This window comes from Campylobacter concisus (genome assembly GCF_902460595.1).
Taxonomy (GTDB): domain Bacteria; phylum Campylobacterota; class Campylobacteria; order Campylobacterales; family Campylobacteraceae; genus Campylobacter_A; species Campylobacter_A concisus_BL.
On sequence record NZ_CABPVA010000005.1, the window covers coordinates 15263 to 31946 of the forward strand.

The 16684-nt window shown below is 37.8% G+C and carries 19 protein-coding genes; 10 read left to right on the forward strand and 9 right to left on the reverse strand.

What is annotated here, in order from left to right; genetic code table 11:
* Window positions 1-189 precede the first annotated feature (189 nt).
* Genes F3G86_RS08700 through F3G86_RS08710 form a run of 3 tightly spaced genes read left to right on the forward strand, consistent with a single transcriptional unit; the run spans window position 190 to window position 3018 of the window.
* Window positions 190-1182 carry a DctP family TRAP transporter solute-binding subunit gene (locus F3G86_RS08700; protein WP_009295242.1) on the forward strand — a complete coding sequence of 331 codons (993 nt, stop codon included), beginning with the start codon at window positions 190-192 and terminating at the stop codon, window positions 1180-1182.
* On the forward strand, window positions 1182-1724 hold the full coding sequence (locus F3G86_RS08705) for a TRAP transporter small permease (protein WP_021084026.1): 543 nt from the start codon (window positions 1182-1184) through the stop codon (window positions 1722-1724). Before F3G86_RS08700 ends, F3G86_RS08705 begins: the two co-directional genes overlap by 1 nt.
* Before the next feature lie 10 nt (window positions 1725-1734).
* Window positions 1735-3018: a TRAP transporter large permease gene (locus tag F3G86_RS08710; RefSeq protein WP_107915840.1), complete on the forward strand. Its 1284-nt coding sequence runs from the start codon at window positions 1735-1737 to the stop codon at window positions 3016-3018.
* A gap of 25 nt (window positions 3019-3043) precedes the next feature.
* Here F3G86_RS08710 and F3G86_RS08715 read toward each other — a convergent pair whose 3' ends face one another.
* The 5 genes from F3G86_RS08715 to F3G86_RS08730 are packed head-to-tail and all read right to left on the reverse strand — an operon-like array spanning window position 3044 to window position 7876.
* Complete coding sequence (locus F3G86_RS08715; protein ID WP_149723638.1) at window positions 3044-4093, reverse strand: GGDEF domain-containing protein; 1050 nt, start codon at window positions 4091-4093, stop codon at window positions 3044-3046.
* A complete protein-coding gene (locus F3G86_RS08720; RefSeq protein ID WP_149723639.1) occupies window positions 4086-5180 on the reverse strand; it encodes a GGDEF domain-containing protein in 1095 nt (364 codons plus the stop codon). The genes F3G86_RS08715 and F3G86_RS08720 overlap by 8 nt, the downstream gene beginning before the upstream one ends.
* Before the next feature lie 45 nt (window positions 5181-5225).
* Window positions 5226-5384 (reverse strand): hypothetical protein, encoded by a 159-nt coding sequence (locus F3G86_RS10520; RefSeq protein ID WP_002941615.1) that lies wholly within the window; start codon window positions 5382-5384, stop codon window positions 5226-5228.
* 10 nt (window positions 5385-5394) lie between these two features.
* A complete protein-coding gene (locus F3G86_RS08725) occupies window positions 5395-7239 on the reverse strand; it encodes a mechanosensitive ion channel domain-containing protein (protein ID WP_149723640.1) in 1845 nt (614 codons plus the stop codon).
* Window positions 7232-7876, reverse strand: coding sequence for a carbonic anhydrase (locus F3G86_RS08730; protein WP_103615310.1), 645 nt, complete (start codon window positions 7874-7876; stop codon window positions 7232-7234). Before F3G86_RS08730 ends, F3G86_RS08725 begins: the two co-directional genes overlap by 8 nt.
* 171 nt (window positions 7877-8047) lie before the next feature.
* Here F3G86_RS08730 and F3G86_RS08735 point away from each other — a divergent pair, with 171 nt between their 5' ends.
* The 6 genes from F3G86_RS08735 to F3G86_RS08760 all read left to right on the forward strand — a co-directional run bounded on the left by F3G86_RS08735 (window position 8048) and on the right by F3G86_RS08760 (window position 12692).
* Window positions 8048-8746, forward strand: a complete 699-nt coding sequence (locus tag F3G86_RS08735; RefSeq protein WP_149723641.1) for a Bax inhibitor-1/YccA family protein — start codon at window positions 8048-8050, stop codon at window positions 8744-8746.
* Window positions 8739-9122, forward strand: coding sequence for a thiamine-phosphate pyrophosphorylase (locus F3G86_RS08740; protein WP_149723642.1), 384 nt, complete (start codon window positions 8739-8741; stop codon window positions 9120-9122). Before F3G86_RS08735 ends, F3G86_RS08740 begins: the two co-directional genes overlap by 8 nt.
* Window positions 9123-9184: 62 nt before the next feature.
* Complete coding sequence (gene secG, locus F3G86_RS08745; RefSeq protein ID WP_021087232.1) at window positions 9185-9514, forward strand: preprotein translocase subunit SecG; 330 nt, start codon at window positions 9185-9187, stop codon at window positions 9512-9514.
* A 2-nt stretch (window positions 9515-9516) separates the two neighbouring features.
* Window positions 9517-10476, forward strand: a complete 960-nt coding sequence (locus F3G86_RS08750) for a polysaccharide deacetylase family protein (RefSeq protein WP_107849984.1) — start codon at window positions 9517-9519, stop codon at window positions 10474-10476.
* A complete protein-coding gene (gene frr, locus F3G86_RS08755) occupies window positions 10466-11023 on the forward strand; it encodes a ribosome recycling factor (protein WP_021087228.1) in 558 nt (185 codons plus the stop codon). The genes F3G86_RS08750 and frr overlap by 11 nt, the downstream gene beginning before the upstream one ends.
* A gap of 91 nt (window positions 11024-11114) precedes the next feature.
* On the forward strand, window positions 11115-12692 hold the full coding sequence (locus F3G86_RS08760) for a DUF4153 domain-containing protein (RefSeq protein WP_149723643.1): 1578 nt from the start codon (window positions 11115-11117) through the stop codon (window positions 12690-12692).
* On the opposite strand, the gene rnhB is transcribed toward F3G86_RS08760, so the two are convergent.
* The 4 genes from rnhB to F3G86_RS08780 all read right to left on the reverse strand — a co-directional run bounded on the left by rnhB (window position 12684) and on the right by F3G86_RS08780 (window position 15632).
* Window positions 12684-13238 carry a ribonuclease HII gene (gene rnhB, locus F3G86_RS08765; RefSeq protein WP_149723644.1) on the reverse strand — a complete coding sequence of 185 codons (555 nt, stop codon included), beginning with the start codon at window positions 13236-13238 and terminating at the stop codon, window positions 12684-12686. The two genes, F3G86_RS08760 and rnhB, sit on opposite strands and share 9 nt — an antisense overlap.
* Window positions 13238-14092 (reverse strand): S-adenosylmethionine tRNA ribosyltransferase, encoded by an 855-nt coding sequence (locus tag F3G86_RS08770; RefSeq protein WP_149723645.1) that lies wholly within the window; start codon window positions 14090-14092, stop codon window positions 13238-13240. Before F3G86_RS08770 ends, rnhB begins: the two co-directional genes overlap by 1 nt.
* A gap of 80 nt (window positions 14093-14172) precedes the next feature.
* The gene (locus F3G86_RS08775; protein WP_149723646.1) at window positions 14173-15267 is read right to left on the reverse strand and encodes an ATP-binding protein; all 1095 of its coding nucleotides are present in this window, start codon (window positions 15265-15267) and stop codon (window positions 14173-14175) included.
* A 176-nt stretch (window positions 15268-15443) separates the two neighbouring features.
* A complete protein-coding gene (locus F3G86_RS08780) occupies window positions 15444-15632 on the reverse strand; it encodes a hypothetical protein (protein WP_103638969.1) in 189 nt (62 codons plus the stop codon).
* A 246-nt stretch (window positions 15633-15878) separates the two neighbouring features.
* Here F3G86_RS08780 and F3G86_RS08785 point away from each other — a divergent pair, with 246 nt between their 5' ends.
* Entirely contained in the window at window positions 15879-16547 is a 669-nt protein-coding gene (locus tag F3G86_RS08785; RefSeq protein ID WP_103569887.1) for a hypothetical protein, read from the forward strand.
* The last annotated feature ends 137 nt before the right edge of the window (window positions 16548-16684 follow it).

Below are 16684 nucleotides of genomic sequence, written 5' to 3' on the forward strand. Positions count from 1 at the left end.
TGCTCTATAAAAATGATAAATAAATTTTTACGTTAAATTTACAAAGCAAAAACTATCCTTTTTAGATCAAAAATGTTACAAAAATACACATATAAAAATAAAGATATGTGAATTTATGAAACAAAATTTCTAAATTTTTATTTTTGAAATTTATAATGCACCTATCAAAACTATTACAAAGGATGAAAGATGAAATTCTTACAAGCTTTACTTTTTACATGTGCCATCAGTGGCTTAGCATTTGGTGCTGATAAGGTCTATACGATCAAATTTGCTCACGTTGTCGCAGCTTCTACGCCAAAGGGCAAGGCAGCTGATTTTTTTGCAAAGCGTGCTGAAGAGCTAAGTGGCGGCAAGATAAAAGTTCAAGTCTTCCCATCAGCACAGCTACTTGATGACGATAGAGTTTTTGGCGCGTTAAAACTTGGTAACGTTCAAATGGCAGCTCCTAGTTTTTCTAAATTTACACCTATCGTGCCGCAGTTTCAGCTATTTGACCTGCCTTTCATCTTTAAAGATGCAGACCACCTTCACAAGGTTCAAGATGGCGCAGTTGGCGAGGAGCTAAAAGGCCTTGTGACTAAGAAAGGCTTTGTGGCGCTTGATTACTGGGATGCTGGATTTAAGCACTTTAGCTCAAGCAAAAAACCGATCCTTGTGCCAGAAGATGCAAAAGGACAAAAATTTAGAATCCAAAGCTCAAAAGTGCTTGAAGAGCAGATCAAAGCGATCGGTGGCAACCCGCAAGTTCTGCCATTTTCAGAGGTTTATTCTGCGCTTCAACAAGGCGTAGTTGATGCGACTGAAAACCCACTTTCAAATTTCTATAACTCTAAATTTCACGAGGTTCAAAGCTCGCTTACACTTTCACACCACGGATATCTAGGCTATCTAGTCGTTATGAGTGATAAATTTTGGAGCAAACTACCAGATGATCTAAAAGCAAATGTAAAACAAGCTCTAAGCGAAGCTACAGCTTACGAGAGAGAAGAGACAGCTAAAGAGGACGCTCACGTCATAGCCGAGCTTGAAAAATATATAGCAGAGACTAAAAAGCTAGAAATTTTCAAGATCGACGACGCACAAAAAGCTGAGTGGGAGAAGACTATGCAGGCTATCTATCCTAAATTTTACGATGTCATCGGCAAAGAGCTTATAGAAAAAACAATCGAGACAAAATAATGAAAAATTTCATTAACGCTCTTGATATATTGATAGTCTCGCTCAATAAGACTATCGCCGTTTTAGGGCTAGCTAGTGGAACGCTACTAGCCTTTGCTAACGTCGTGGCTAGATACTTTTTTGACAAAAGCTGGTCATGGGCGAGCGAGCTATCAAACTACTTATTTATTTGGTCGGCGTTTTTTGCCGCAGCATACGGCTTTAACAAGGGCATTCACGTGAGCGTAACTATCTTGGTGGAGAAATTTCCACCAGCGCTCGCGAAGGCATGCCTGCTCTTTTCGCATATCTTAACGACTGTCTTTTTGATATTTATCGCGGTTTATTCGGTGGATTATCTTAAAATTTTGCACGAGATCGAGCAGATGATAATAGACCTTGGCATACCTCAATGGGTCCCTATGCTAGTGCTTCCAATAGCCTTCGTCACAGCTAGCTACCGCTCTGCTGAAAAAGCTATCAAAGTAGCTCTAACTCCAGCAGCAAAGGTCGTAAGCAACGAAGCGCACGAGCTAGCTCATGGTAGCGTAGTCAAAGACTAAGGAGAAAAAGATGACAATAGCATTTTTATTTATCCTGCTTTTTGCACTGATGCTAATAGGCGTGCCAGTCGCGGTTTCGCTAGGTACAAGCACCGTTTTAACTATGATATTTTTTACAGATATCGACATCGCTACGATCCCGCAGCTAATTTTTGATGGTATCAATAAATTTTCGCTAATGGCGATACCGATGTTTATCTTGGCTGGAAATTTACTAAGCAAAGGCGGCTCGGCAAGGCGTATCATCGACTTTGCAAAGTCTATGGTCGGACACTTGCCAGGTGGCTTGCCTATGAGTGCGATATTTGCCTGCATCATCTTTGCAGCCGTCTCTGGAAGCTCGCCTGCGACGGTTGTGGCTATTGGCTCAATCATGTTTGCAGCGATAAAAGAGGCTGGCTATCCAAAAGAGTACGCAGTGGGCGGCATAACTACGGCTGGCTCGCTTGGAATTTTGATCCCGCCTTCAGTTGTTATGATAGTTTATGGCGTAACTGCTGAGGTTAGTATCGGTAAGCTTTTTATGGCAGGCGTCGTGCCTGGTCTTATGCTTGGAGCATTTATGCTCGTGCAAACTTATGTCGGAGCAAAAAAGCTTGGATTTAAAGCAACTAAGGCTGAGCCATTTAAAGCAAGAGTGCAGAAATTTGCAAAAGCATTTTGGGCTTTACTAATCGTCGTTGTGGTTATTGGTGGAATTTATGGAGGCATTTTCACTCCAACTGAAGCAGCTGCAGCAAGTGCGGTCTATGCGCTATTTATCTCACTTTTTATCTATAGAGATATAAAGATAAGAGATCTTTGGGATATCTGCCTAGACTCAGCCCTTACAACAGCTATGATATTTTTCATCATCGCAAACGCCGTTGTTTTTGCATATTTGCTAACTAGCGAGCAGATCCCACAAGCGATCGCATCGATGATACTTGACGCAAATATCGGCATGATAGGATTTTTGATATTTGTAAATATCTTGCTCTTTATCATGGGCCAGTTTATGGAGCCTTCAAGTGTTATCATGATCATGGTGCCGCTCTTGCTTCCAATAGCTACGCAGCTTGGCGTTGATCCTATTCACTTTGGTATCATCTTGGTTGTCAATATGGAGATAGGTATGGTGACTCCGCCTGTTGGACTAAATTTATTTGTCGCAAGCGGTCTTACAAATATGAACTTAAAAGAGGTCATCATGGCTTGCTTGCCATGGACGCTAACCTTGTTCTTTGGTCTTATCTTGGTTACTTATATACCACAAATTTCACTTTGGCTACCAAACATAATGTATGGACATTAAAATTTAGAGGCCCAGGCCTCTAAATTTATCCTCTTGGATCGTAATCCGCACTCATAACGATATTTTTACCATTTCGCTTACCAACGTAAAGTAGCTCGTCAGCTTGCTTGATCATACGCTCGATATTTACCTCAGTGTTGCCGCTGTGAGCCACGACACCAAAGGTCATAGTAGCTATGATCCTATTGTTTTCAAATTCAACGACATTTTGATTAAGTGTCTCTCTGATACGCTCTAAGATGCTAACTGCTTTTGCCTTTTTAACATCAAAGATAACAGCCAAAAACTCCTCGCCGCCAAATCTTGCAACCCTGTCTTCATTTCTAAAAGCGTTTTTGAAAATTTTAGAAAGGCTCTTTAGCACTTCATCGCCTGCACCGTGTCCGTAGGTGTCGTTTATCTTTTTAAAGTTATCGATGTCACACATCACGATAGCAAAGTCATTGCCGTCAAATAAATTCTTTTGTCTAAAAATTTGTTGCATCGAAGCGCGGTTTAAAAGCCCAGTTAGTGGGTCGTGGTTAAAGACAGCCTTAGCAGACTCTTTCTCTTCTAAGATGCCTAAGAATATAAATAAATTTGAGCTCTCTAGCAAAAATGATGTTAGGACAGCAAACACGCAAGATGCAGTTAGGTTAAATACAAAAAATATCTCTTTATATAAAGTATCGTCTTTTACTGGTATATCTATCACTAGATAAAAAAGCAAAAATGCCGCGATATCTAGCAAAGAGATAAGTCTGCTTAACGTTTTAAAGCTAACTGATAAGAAAAAGAGGCTAATTGTCGATGTTAAAAATAAAATTTCAAAGCCCCAGCCCAGTCCAAGGATAAAGACGCAAAGTGAGGCATGGAGTAAAATTTCTGCTTGCAAGATGAGCATTACGATCTTGTTGTTCTCTTCGCTATCAAAGAGTATCTTTAGTGCAAAAAGATATATGCTAACAGATAGGATATTTGCCACAGTTAAAATTTCTTCGCCCATGAGGCAAAACATAACTAGGTAAAAAGTATGTACAGCTAGGAGTGAAAAGACGATGATCTTTTGTGAGATATAAAGTGAAATTTTAGGCATTGTCTTTGTCCTTATTTGCCTTCATGATCTCATACTCGATGCGGTCTTTGCCATTTTTCTTACCCTCATATAGCTTTTTATCAGCTTTATTTATGACTGTGTCGATATCGGTTATAACGCCATTTGCACAAAGAACCAGACCAAAGGTCATGGTTACCGAGCTCTTATCAGGCAACTTTACCTGCGCTATCCTTGTGCCAAGCCTGGTTTCTACCTTTTTTACGTCTTCAGTTTTAACTTCAGGCAAGATAACTAGAAATTCCTCTCCACCCCACCTACAAATGTGGTCATTTTCTCTAAAAGTATCTTGCAAAGCCCTTGCGATCTCTTTTAAGACCTTGTCGCCCCAGTCGTGTCCGTAGGTGTCATTTATCTTTTTAAAGTTATCTATATCTCCTAGCATAACGACTAAATTTGCGTCACTGCTTTTCTCCCTAAGCTCTTTTAGCTCATATCTAAGTGTTCTCTCGATTGAGCGTCTATTTAAAAGACCGGTTAAAAAGTCATACTTAGAAATTCTCTCTATCTCCTCTTTCTCTTCGCTGATCTGTTTGTAGCCACTAGATGTGATCGCGTCAGAGAAAAACGAAAGTCTAAAGACCAAGTAAAAAGTAAAGAAAACGCTTATACAGGTTGAGCCTATTTGTACCATGGAGTCTATCCCAACTACTTTATCCTTATATGTAAGATATAGCCACAAAAGGACAAATAGCTCAAGAAGGCAGACAGAGTAGGTAAGAAGTCTTTGATTAAAAGCCAAAAAGTAGTTTATAAAGATAACGCCAAGGAGTGTTATCCATATATTGGAGCTCCAGCCCATGCCAACAACGCCAGCGATAACTGCGGTGATGACATTTAGTTGAAAGATGGCAGAGATTAAAAATCTGTACTTGATATTAAATCTAATCCTTAAAGCAGTGCTAATAGAAAGAAATAAAAAACAGATAAAAATGATCGTTAAATCAAAGTAAAAACTGCAAAGCGCGATCAAGACAAAGGCGTTACTTACTATCGCTACGTTTAATATCGTTTTGTAAATGTCATCGATAGCCTTATAGCTATCTTGCTCTATAAATTCCTGTACCAAGCATTCTCTCCGTTAATTTCATCCATTAAATTTAATTAGACCATTTTAATACGAGTCGTAACTATCCTCATCCTCATCGCTATCTTCATAGTTATAGTCATTTTCGTCGTAGTTATAGTCATAGCTATCGCTACTATCCTCGTCCTCATCGTTAAATTCAGAGTAGTCTTCTTCTACCTCTTCGTAGTCAAAATCATCACTCATTTTTCTCTCCTTAAATTTTATCTTTGATATTTTCTATATACAAGCTTTGGCTTGGGAATGCAAAATTTAGACCATTTTGCTTTAAAATATCCATAATTTTTAGCATTACATCTTGTTTTACATCTAAAAACTCTCCCCAAACGATAGTTTTGGCAAAACAATAAACTAGGATATTTATCGAGCTATCAGCAAAGTCATCAACCACGACAAATAAATTTGACTTATATCCAGCGTAGTCATCAACTGAGACTATGTTTTGTCTATATTTTAGTCCTCTTTTATTAGCCGCGATATCTTCGCTTTTAGCGATATCTGGGTGATTTATCAGCATATTTTTGATGTCATTTACACATTTTTTGATCTCATCCGTAGTTGGTCCATACTCGATGCCAATAACCATTCTTATACGTCTGCCGACCTTTCTTCTGCTCCAGTTTCTAACAGGATCGCTTGCTAGCTTTGAGTTTGGCACGAAGATAAGGGCGTTATCAAAGCTTCTAACAGTTGTTTTTCTAAATCCTATCTCAACGACTGTACCCTCGATGTCGCCGCAAACTATCCAGTCGCCTTGTGAAAATGAGTTGTCAAAGAGCATCATAACAGAGGCAAAGAAGTTTGCGATGATGTCTTTAGCAGCGAAGGCAACGGCAAGACCACCGATACCAAGTGAGGCAATTAGCGCTGAGATATCAAAGCCAAGCTTTTGAAGGATCAGTAAAAGTGTGATAATTAGCACGATCACGTAGATGACTTTTAGCGCTAGGTTTATCACCTCTTTACGCTTGCTTTTTTGCGCGATCTTGTCGATTATAGCGATGCCGTAGCCATTTAGTATGGTTAGGACAAGCCATGAAAATGCGACTATATATATGATAGAAAAGATATTTGCTACCGTTAGAGGCACTGGCACTGGGTAAAATCCAACGCCGATACAGATATTTAGCGCATAGATGATAAGAAGTGCTGAGATCGGCTTTTTCACGATATCAACGATCTGATTTTTAGCCTCTTTTACCCCTTCGCCTGAAGCGATGAGTGACATTAGCCAGTAGGTTAGTTTGGCTAGAATTCTAGTTAGCGAGACGAAAAATAAAAATATCGCAACGATAACAACGATCTTGCCGATGTTAAATTTACTTGAATTTATGTCAGTTGTTTTGTTTATGTATTCGACTGCATCGACTAAATTTAGCTCAGATAAGAGCATGCTTGAGCTTAGAAGATCGGCGTTATTTTTAAGATAGATTAAAATTTCTTCTTCACTCTCTTTTTTCAGCTCAAGGTCAAAAAAGGCGCTGTCGTAAGAGCCTGAAGTGTCATTTAGTGAGTCTTTTAGATCTTTTATACTTACATAAGAAGTTGTCTGTAAATTTAAAAGTCCATTATCTATCACTTCTTTTATAGAATTTGCCTTAGCACCCTTTTTAAAGATCTCTTCAAGACTAATAAGCGCTGAGTAGTAAGCGTAATCAACCTTCATCTTCTCAAGCTCGATAGCACTTTGGATGTAGGCATCCTTGTTTGACTGCTTCTCAAGTCTTGCGACCTTTTTTTCTAGTGCCTCTTTTTGCAGGTTGTATTTATTGATATCGCTTTGTGTAACTTCGATCTGCATAACATAGGTCGGAATTTTCTCTAAAAGAGCGTTCTTTTTATTTTGAAGAGTGATCAAATTTGAGTTATCGATCTTTGAAGCGTTTAGGTCTTTTTGCTGAGATTTTATGATGTTTATCTGGCTGTTTAGGGTTTGAATTTGATTTGTTATGCTGATGATATCGTCTTCTTGCGTTACGTTGTTATCAGCGCCAAAAAGAGTTATGAAAGAAAGCAGGATGATGGTTAGAAATTTACGCATTTTCGCCTCTTTTGTCCGCTAGAAGTTTAAACGTGCCCTCTTTTAAATCGTAGCTAAAAATTTCGCCAGTTTCTATGATGTAGTGCCAGCCATAAATTTGAAGCTTACCACTTTCATACTCCTCTTTTACATTTGGATATGTCATTATGTTTTCGATCGAATTTATAACGTTTAGCCTCTCGGTTAGCCACGCCATTTTGGCTGGATCATCGCTTGTAAATTTAAGCACTTCTCGCTTGATAGGCTCTATTAGCCTGATCCAGTTTCTAACGTTTGGAGTATTTTTTAGCTTCTTTTCATCAACATAAAGCGCCGCGCATCCACCACAGTCAGAGTGTCCGCAAATGATGATGTTTTTAATGTTTAAAACTTCAAGCGCATACTCGATCGCTGAAGTAGTCGCCAAAAACTCTTCGCTCACCCTATAAGGCGGCACGATGTTTGCGATATTTCGCACCATAAAAAGCTCACCTGGCAGGCAGTTTGTTATCAAATTTGGCACGACCCTTGAATCCACGCATGATATGAAAAGCGTGTGCGGATCTTGCTTGTGTTGCAAGCTTTTAAAGAGCTCTTCATGCTCTAAAAAACCATCTTCCATAAAATTTACTGCACCTTCAAGTATTGAATCATCCATAAAATTTATCTCCATTTTTTATATTTTTATCGCGATTATAGCAACTTTTATTTAATCAAAAAAATGCTCTCTAAAACGGACTTTAAACTAATATTTTTTATTAAACTTCTTTTTATATATTGTTTAATTATTTTAGGCTAAACTCACCACAAAAATTCATAAGGAGAAAAAATGAGTTTGTATGATAGAAACTACGCTAAGCAAAATCAAGAAGAGCTTGCGTATTCTCAAAGCTCACTAAGCACTTTTATAAAACAGACTTATCAACTTTTTGCAGCATCACTACTTTCAGCTACTGCTGGCGCTTATGTAGGCATTAGTATCGCTGGCGTTTTTGCGGCAAATAGATTTTTGTTTTGGGGACTTGTGATACTTGAGTTTGTTCTACTTTTTGGACTAATGGCGGCTAAACGCAAAGAGGGATTAAATTTAGTGCTTCTTTTTGCATTTACATTTGTAAGCGGTCTTACGCTAACTCCGCTACTTTCAGCGATCCTTGCTATGCCAAGTGGTGCTAGCATCGTGGCTCAAGCATTTGGCTTGACGACAGTTGCATTTGGTGCATTAAGCGTCTTTGCGATGAATACAAAACGCGACTTCACAACGATGGGTAAGATGCTATTTATAACTTTGATAGTTATCGTTGTGGCAGCGATCATCAACATTTTCGTTAAAAGCATGATGTTTCAACTTGTAATCGCAAGTATTTCATCGATCTTATTTAGTGCTTACATACTTTTTGATACACAAAATATCATCCGTGGCAACTACGAGACACCAGTTGAGGGTGCAGTTGCTTTGTATCTTGATTTTGTAAATTTATTTACATCATTACTACAAATTTTAGGCATTTTTAATAGAAATGACTAATGACGAGCGCATCTACCGAGTGATAGATGCGAATTTAAATAGGCTAAAAGAAGGGCTTCGCGTCGTTGAAGATATAAAAAGATATGTCTTTGATGACGCTAAGCTCGCCTATAAGATAAAGTCCCTCCGCCACAAGGCAAAGATCCCACAAGATGACTTTTTGAAATTTAGAAATTCTCAAAACGACGTTCTAAAAACAAGCACAAAAAGCGAGCAAGAAAGATCAAATTTAGACGAAATCATCACTGCAAATTTCAAGCGTGCCCAGGAGAGCGCAAGAGTGCTTGAAGAGTGCTTTAAGCTTGTAAATTTAGAGCGAGCTGAGCTTTTTAAAAGCATAAGATACGAGCTTTATGAGCTTGAAAAAGAACTTTAACTAAAAATTTAAATCTTTTCTTGTATAATCGCAAACTATTTAAAAAATTTAAAGGAAATTTCGTGAGTTTAATATTTTTAATCTTGCAATTTGTTCTAGCTGTCGTTATCACGATCGCAGTTTTACTCCAAAAGAGCTCATCTATCGGTCTTGGAGCATACAGTGGAAGCAACGAGAGCCTTTTTGGAGCAAAAGGACCAGCTGGGTTTTTAGCTAAATTTACCTTTGTGGTAGGCGTTTTGTTTATCCTAAACACACTTGCACTTGGATATTTTTACAACAAAGATCTAAAACGCTCTATCGTTGATAGTGTCGATAGCAAATCTCTAGTCATACCAAAATCAAACGACGTGCCAGCAGCTCCTAGCGCACCACAAAATCCAGTAAAATAACAATGATAAAAACGTTTTTAGCGTCACTTTTGACGCTAACGTTTGCTTTGGCAGACGCTCACATCCTAGTTTATCACCGCTTTGACGATCCAAGACACGTTAGCACAGATATTTCTATCCAAAATTTAAGAGAGCAGTTTGAATACTTTAAAAACAATGGCTTCGAAGTTGTCAAGCTATCAAGGCTTGTCGATGCGGTAAATGCTGGCGAACCGATCCCTGATAACTGGATCGTTATCACCGTTGATGATGGATACAAAAGCTTTTACAATAACGCTCTTGAGCTTTTTAAAGAGTATAACTACCCATTTGCTTTGATGGTCTATGTAGAGGCAAGCGCGAACAAATATGGTGATTATCTAGACTTTGATCAGATCAAAGAGCTAGAAGCTTACGGAGAGATCGGCTATCACTCATACGCTCATCCAAGGATGACTAAACTTAGCGATGAGGCCTTAAGAGAGGACTTTGTAAAGGGTGTTGAGACCTTTGAAAAGCATATGGGTTATAAGCCTAAATACTTCGCAGTGCCTTATGGTGAGATCGATAGTAGGGTCGTTTCTTTGGCAAAAGAATTTGGCTTTTTAGCACTTTTAAATCAAAACTCAGGCGCAGTTTCAGATAAAAGTGACGTTTATGATCTTTACAGAACGCCAGTGATGAATGGCACAAAGATAGCGCTAACTTTTAATAGTAAATTTTTAAATGCTCAGTGGATTTTCCCAGAGGGCTATCCGCAAAACAATGCGATCGATAAACTCATCATCAAGACCGACACTAACGCAAGTGAGGGCAGTTTTTTCATGACTGGCTTTGATGGCTTTAGAAAAGTACCTATGACAAATGGCGTTTTTGAGTGTAAATTTAACCCACCACTTGATAAACGCAAAGTGTTAATGTCGCTAAAAGTAGATCATCACAGAAGCACAAAACTTCTAATAAAGGACACCAATGCTAAATAAAATTTACGATACCCAAAAAGAGGGTTGCGAAAAGGCGATCGCTTCTTTAAAACGCGATTTTACAACACTTAGAACTGGCAAGGTAAATATCAACATCCTAGATAATGTCATGGTCGATTATTACGGCTCGCCAACTCCGCTTAATCAAGTAGCCACCGTGCTTACGAGCGACGCTTCGACTATCGCTATCACGCCTTGGGAAAAGAGCATGATAAAAGCGATCTCATCAGCCATCCAAGCTGCAAACATCGGCGTCAATCCAAACAGTGACGGCGAGAGCGTTAAGCTATTTTTCCCACCAATGACCGTCGAGCAACGCCAAGAAAATGCAAAACACGCAAAAGCTATGGGCGAAAAGGCAAAAGTTAGCATCAGAAACGTGAGAAAAGATGCAAACGACGAGGTCAAAAAGCTTGAAAAAGACAAGGCTATAACTGAAGACGAGAGCAAAAAGGGACAAGATGAGGTTCAAAAGATAACTGACACCTACACCGCAAAGATCGACACTCTCGTAAAAGAGAAAGAAGCCGAGCTTTTAAAAGTATAAATTTCATTTAGAAATTTGCGCCTCTTGCAAATTTCTAAACCCCAGTTTTAGCCATGTAATGTGGCTAAATTTCATCCTTTAAAGGACGACCTTGCATATCATCACCGAGCTAAAAGCTGCATTTGCTGATAAAAAAATTTTGTTTCTTACCATTTTGGCGTTTAGTCTGCCTACCATCTTTCTTAGTTCAAGTCAGATCATTGGGGATTACAGAGGTTTTTGGCTGCTTGAGCCACTGCTTTTGGTCGCTATCTATCTAAATAAAAGGCAAATTTTACTCCCTTTATATTTTTTGATATTTGGCGCAACACTTTACTTTTTTGGCCTTAAGCTAAGCGGTCACGCTAGCGATCTTGTGGCACTTTATCTCATGGCTTTTGTGCTTTTATTTTCTTTAAATTTTGCCAAAGATAATGAGAAATTTATAAGCCAGAGCCTAGCAAGACTATTAAATTTACTCATCTCATTTGCCCTTTTTCACCTATTTTTTCTTGGCATTGTGGCTATTTGTGCAGGGCTTAACTACCTTTTTGATTTAGAACTTTTAACCAGCCATAGGATGCAAAGGCTCTACTTGACGCTGGCCTCTTTTGGTCTGCCTTGTCTATTTATCTTTTTTGAGAGCAAATTTAGCGAGTATAGGCTCTTAAATTTCATCAAGATCGCCATAAATTTCATCCTAAATCCAGTGCTTATCATCTATGTGGTGCTTTTAAATTTATACTGCATTTATAGGCTTGTTTTGCTTGAGTTGCCACGTGGCGGAGTGGCCTACATCGTGCTTGCATGCTTGATCGCTGGCTTTGTTTTAAGGGGGCTAAATTTACTTATCAAAAGCCAAATTTATGATCAAATTTTTAAGCTCTTGCCACTTTTTGTCATCTTGCCTAGCGTTTTGCTTTGGTGGGGCGTCATGCACAGGGTCGGTGAGTACGGCCTAAGCGAGCCTAGGATCTATCTCATCGCCTGTGTGATATTTGCAAATTTGAGCTATTTTGTGATGATATTTCTTAGAAATTTCCCTTATAAATTTCTAGCATTTTTTATGGTATTTGGCATATTTTTCACACATTTTGTCCTTGATACGAAGCTGCTTACCATAAATTCTCAAAAAGAGCTTTTGCTAAGAGAGCTAAGAGCGCTAAATTTACTTGATAGTAGCGGCTTGCTAAGTGGTGACGTGAGTAAGATAGGCGAAGAGAAGCTTTACTTTTTGCAAGATAAATTTGACTATCTCGTAGAAAACGGCGATAAATTTGCACTAGAAAATAAAAAATTTATATCAAATTTAGAGAGTATCTCAGAGAAAAAGTGGCAGGTATTTAGCATTAACTCAGGCAATATCGGCATAAACGTCAAAGAGGCGACCATAAAAAGCGTAGTCTCAAGCAGCACAAATGGCGATGAGCTCGTTATGCAGCTAGATAATGAAAGAGTTAGTATAAATATGCAAAAGCACCTAGAAAAAGCGCTTGCGAGTTTAAATTTAAAGCCAGACGGCGACTTTGGCGCTGAGGTATTTGAGCAGCTAAAAGAGCAGCTTTTGATCCTTGAAGTAGGCAAAAGGGTCTTTGTTCTGCGCTCTATGGAAATCGTGCAAGAAAACGGAGTTTATAAATTTTACGGCGCAAGCGTGCTTTTTTATATGGAGGATGCGCAGCTAAAATAGCGAGCCCTGCGTGAGTTTTGGCTTTATTACAAAGCTTTTTCTATGAAAGTCTGAGTAGCCAAATTTATCTATGGCGTCTAGGTGCGACTTCGTGCCATATCCCTTGTGCCCTGCAAAGCCGTATGCGGGATAAAATTTATCCCAGCCGTTCATCAAGCGGTCACGGCTTACTTTGGCTAGGATGCTGGCTGCGCTCACCTGAGCTACCTTGCCGTCGGCCTTTATCATCGTGGTTATACCCACGCCGTAGTCTAAATTTCCATCGTAAATGATCTCAAAGCCCTCAAAATGCGCTTTAAAAAGCTTGAGCGCACGCCTTAGGCACTCACTTAGTCCAAGCTCGTCTATCTGGGCGTTTGAGAAGTAGGCGATGAGAAAATTTGAGCTTTTTGTGATCTCTTTAAAGAGCTCCTCGCGCCTTTTTGCGGTTAATTTTTTGGAGTCGTTTAGTCCAGGAATTTCACTATTTAGTACGCAAGCAGCCACGCTTAGTGGTCCAGCTAACGCCCCACGTCCAGCCTCATCGATACCGCAAATTTTAGCCATTACAGCCCGACTTCATCGCTAAAGTAATGTCTTAGCTCCTCAAGTGGGACGCTGATTTGCTCCTCGTTTAAAAATGTAAGCCCAAGCGGCGAAAGCACGAAGTTGTCGCTCACGCCAGCAGTTGCAAGAACTGCTTTTAGATGTTCGTTATTCATATCTTTAAAAATTTGCTTTAGTTTTAGCTTTTTGTTTGTTGCAAGCGAGATCACCTCGCAGTTTGTTTTTTCGTTTTTGTAGGTGCAAACGCTCTTGATCTTGTCGTTGATGTAGTAGATCTCTTTTAGACTCTCATACTGGTTGTTTGGCCATTTTTTGCGCTCGCTTTTTAGGTCGTAAAACTCTGCAAGAAGCTTGTTTTTGTATTTTTTAGCGGAGTCTTTAGCGAAGATGTCGTTGGTGATCGCCTCATATCTTGTGCCGTTTGCCTCGGTCATTTGGATGCCGATATTTAGGATCTCATACTCTTTTTCTTCTTTTACGGTGGCGTTGTAGGCTTTGTTTTTGACGATTATCTTGCCTTTTAGCTCGCCGTTTTCGTTTTTAACGTCTAAATTTATCTTATCTGAGACTGCATTTAATGAAGAAATTTCACTGCCATTTTGTTCAAAAGAGCCTTTTTCATAGTCGTATTTAGCGCCGTCAAAAAAGATGTGACCGCTTATCTTGGCTGGGACCTTAAAGCTCTTACTTTGTTTGAAATTTTCAAATTCATCTTTAAAATAGTTCATATAAACTTCAAATTTCACACCATTTGCATCGCCACTAAATTTATAAAATTTAGCCCAGTTTTCGTGGTTTATCTCATAGCCAAAAAGGCTTGCAGCGATGAATAAGATCCCAAAAAATGCTCTCATGTCTGTCCTTTATAGTTTTTTTGATTATAACTATTTTATCCCTAGACTTTTAAAATGATAATCAAACAAAGAGTTTAAATTTATAAACCTAGGCTCCACCTAGAAAACGGCAAGATCTCGCACTTTATCCCCTCGATGCTTTGCTCGGCTTGGTTTGCGACGCTGATTATTTGAAGTTTGCTAACGCCTAGCTCTTTTAGGCTCGCGTGGAGTTTTTTAAATTTTAAAAAGACGATCTCAGGCGCAGAAAATGGCACACAGATGATCGCGAGCTTCTTTTTACTAAGAAAAAAATCGATCTCTTTTGTGTAGTAAATTTCATCTTTAAATTTAAGCAGCTCACAAAAAACGACATTTGCAAAGACAGCTAAAAAGTCCTTTTTTAGGCATAAAGCGTTGCGAAGGGCGAAATTTGTAAAGTAAATTTTCTTGCTCGTGCTACTCTCATCTAAATTTGGCACAAACTCTACGTATCCGCTCTCATTTAGCCAGCTTATCGCGCTATAAACGCTATCTTTTGAAATTTTCATCTGCTCTTTTAGATTTTTGTAGATGGCGAAGGCACTCACTGTGTCGTGGCACTTTGTTGCGCACTCTTTTAAGATGGCGATGCTTTGCTCGTTTAAATTTGCTCTTAAGAGCTGTTGCAAGTGAGCTGTGACCTCGCTGGAGTCCAAAAAGGCGCTTGCTATCTCGTTGCCATGGGCTAAAAAGTAGCTAAAAAGCAGGTCTTGGTCTAAATTTTTCTTAAAAAATAGTATAAATTCCTCGTAGTCGAGGTAGTTTAAATTTATACGTGCAAAGTCCTCAATCGTGAGTGAAAATTCCTTGCTTGTAAGGATAATATTTTCAAGTGCAATGCCTTTCAAAAAGTCTAAATTTACAAGATCAGCGCCTTGTAAATTTTCAACTGCAAGCACCTTTATCTGGGCATTTTTTTCTAAAAACTCTTTTAAATTTGCTAAAAGCAAGGCTCTATCTATCCTTAGATCATCTAAATTTATATAAAGCCTCTCTTCGCTCTTATAATGGCTCAAAAACTCATAAACAAGGGCTGTTTTGCCACTTGATATAGCGCCAATGATAAGCGTTTTTGGAGAGATGATCTCATATTTTCTGGGGATAAATTTAGCATTTTTAATGGGTGCTTGATAGAGCGTTTCTAAACTTTTCAAATTTGACCTTTTTAGCTTTTTGAAATTATAGCCACTTCCTTTTAAAAAGGAAAATATTGTGTTAAATTTTTTATTTTAAAAGATGAACAAGATGTTGTAGAATTAGAATTTAAAATTTCAGTAAAGTGATAAAGTGTTTGTAGTCTAAAATTAAAAATATATTGATATTATTTTTTCTATTTAAAACCATAAGAGAAAAGTAAAAAAACTCCAATGATAGCTAAGCCAATATCTAACCGAGTAATTGGCAAACGATATCGTTCTGCCAATCCTTCTTCTTCTAATAGTGCAGAGAAAATAAATGGCATTTCTCTAAATATTTTATAGCTTTTTTGTTTTATGAGAAATTGTATTTTTTTAAGCATCTTTAAGCCTTCTAATTTTATATAAAGACTATTGTATCAAAAAGACGATCTATTTATAATATATTTTGATAATTTGCTAAATTTGGTTTTATACAGAGTAAAAAATTACTTTATTAAAAATTAAAAAGATTTATCTGTAAAATAATATATACTTTATTGTTTGGTCATAGCTAAGTTATATTATTATCGTATTGATTTAGCTTAAATTTAAATATATAATTAAGAAAATTTAAAAGAGGAGTGGTTATGCAAAACAAAATCATGAAAATAGCCCTTGCGTGGATCAGTGCATTTTTTTGCGCGTGGCTATTTGGTAATCACATGCTTGATGTGTCTTTAATTCCACCACCATTTTTTTTCTTTGTGGCACTTTTATATACAGCAGTTACTTTTGCAAAAGACAAAGAGGATTCCCATGGCAATAAAATAAGTATATTTGAAAGTATTTTTGTAAAATTAAGTTGCTTGTGGGTAGGGATATTTTTATATTTGGTTTTTTTTGGCTCAAATACTAAATTCTTTTTGTTACTTACTATTTTCTATATAGGTTTGATATATGCGCCACTTATACTTTGGGGATATAAATATTTGGGTGGTTCGGAAAATGAAAGAGCCGAAAAAATTCTTAGAAGGCTTTCGACTATCACATATTTATTTTTTATATTGCCTTTCTTTTTCGCTCTGTATCCAGATCATGTCAATGGCATTATAGAGCATTGGGATGTTAGGTTTTATCAAGGAGTTTTAGTTGGTATCATTTTTTATTTTCTTGCAAAATTTGCTTTATATCAATGGTATGATGCGCTTTTATTAGAGATGACGACCGAACCTGTGGCAAATTATATGGTAATATTTTTTGGCATATATTTTTTTATTGTTTCCTTTTTTATGGTGATAATTCACGCATTAGACTAACATGCTAGAACTAAAAACCCACGATGAATTTTTTGAGTTTAGCCATGGCCTCGTCTATTATTTTTAGTTTTAAAAATAGTATTTTATAAATCATAATAAAAATAAAATTTTTATTTAGTTTGTTTTACAAATAATTC

Bases quoted from the DNA above. Each gene is read 5' to 3' on its own strand.
- frr (WP_021087228.1), top strand. From the start codon at position 10,466: ATGCTAAATAAAATTTACGATACCCAAAAAGAGGGTTGCGAAAAGGCG.
- F3G86_RS08780 (WP_103638969.1), bottom strand. From the start codon at position 15,632: ATGCTTAAAAAAATACAATTTCTCATAAAACAAAAAAGCTATAAAATA.
- F3G86_RS08725 (WP_149723640.1), bottom strand. From the start codon at position 7,239: ATGCGTAAATTTCTAACCATCATCCTGCTTTCTTTCATAACTCTTTTT.
- F3G86_RS08715 (WP_149723638.1), bottom strand. From the start codon at position 4,093: ATGCCTAAAATTTCACTTTATATCTCACAAAAGATCATCGTCTTTTCA.
- F3G86_RS08770 (WP_149723645.1), bottom strand. From the start codon at position 14,092: ATGAGAGCATTTTTTGGGATCTTATTCATCGCTGCAAGCCTTTTTGGC.
- F3G86_RS08700 (WP_009295242.1), top strand. From the start codon at position 190: ATGAAATTCTTACAAGCTTTACTTTTTACATGTGCCATCAGTGGCTTA.
- F3G86_RS10520 (WP_002941615.1), bottom strand. From the start codon at position 5,384: ATGAGTGATGATTTTGACTACGAAGAGGTAGAAGAAGACTACTCTGAA.
- F3G86_RS08730 (WP_103615310.1), bottom strand. From the start codon at position 7,876: ATGGATGATTCAATACTTGAAGGTGCAGTAAATTTTATGGAAGATGGT.
- rnhB (WP_149723644.1), bottom strand. From the start codon at position 13,238: ATGGCTAAAATTTGCGGTATCGATGAGGCTGGACGTGGGGCGTTAGCT.
- F3G86_RS08710 (WP_107915840.1), top strand. From the start codon at position 1,735: ATGACAATAGCATTTTTATTTATCCTGCTTTTTGCACTGATGCTAATA.
- F3G86_RS08750 (WP_107849984.1), top strand. From the start codon at position 9,517: ATGATAAAAACGTTTTTAGCGTCACTTTTGACGCTAACGTTTGCTTTG.
- F3G86_RS08785 (WP_103569887.1), top strand. From the start codon at position 15,879: ATGCAAAACAAAATCATGAAAATAGCCCTTGCGTGGATCAGTGCATTT.
- F3G86_RS08740 (WP_149723642.1), top strand. From the start codon at position 8,739: ATGACTAATGACGAGCGCATCTACCGAGTGATAGATGCGAATTTAAAT.
- F3G86_RS08735 (WP_149723641.1), top strand. From the start codon at position 8,048: ATGAGTTTGTATGATAGAAACTACGCTAAGCAAAATCAAGAAGAGCTT.
- F3G86_RS08705 (WP_021084026.1), top strand. From the start codon at position 1,182: ATGAAAAATTTCATTAACGCTCTTGATATATTGATAGTCTCGCTCAAT.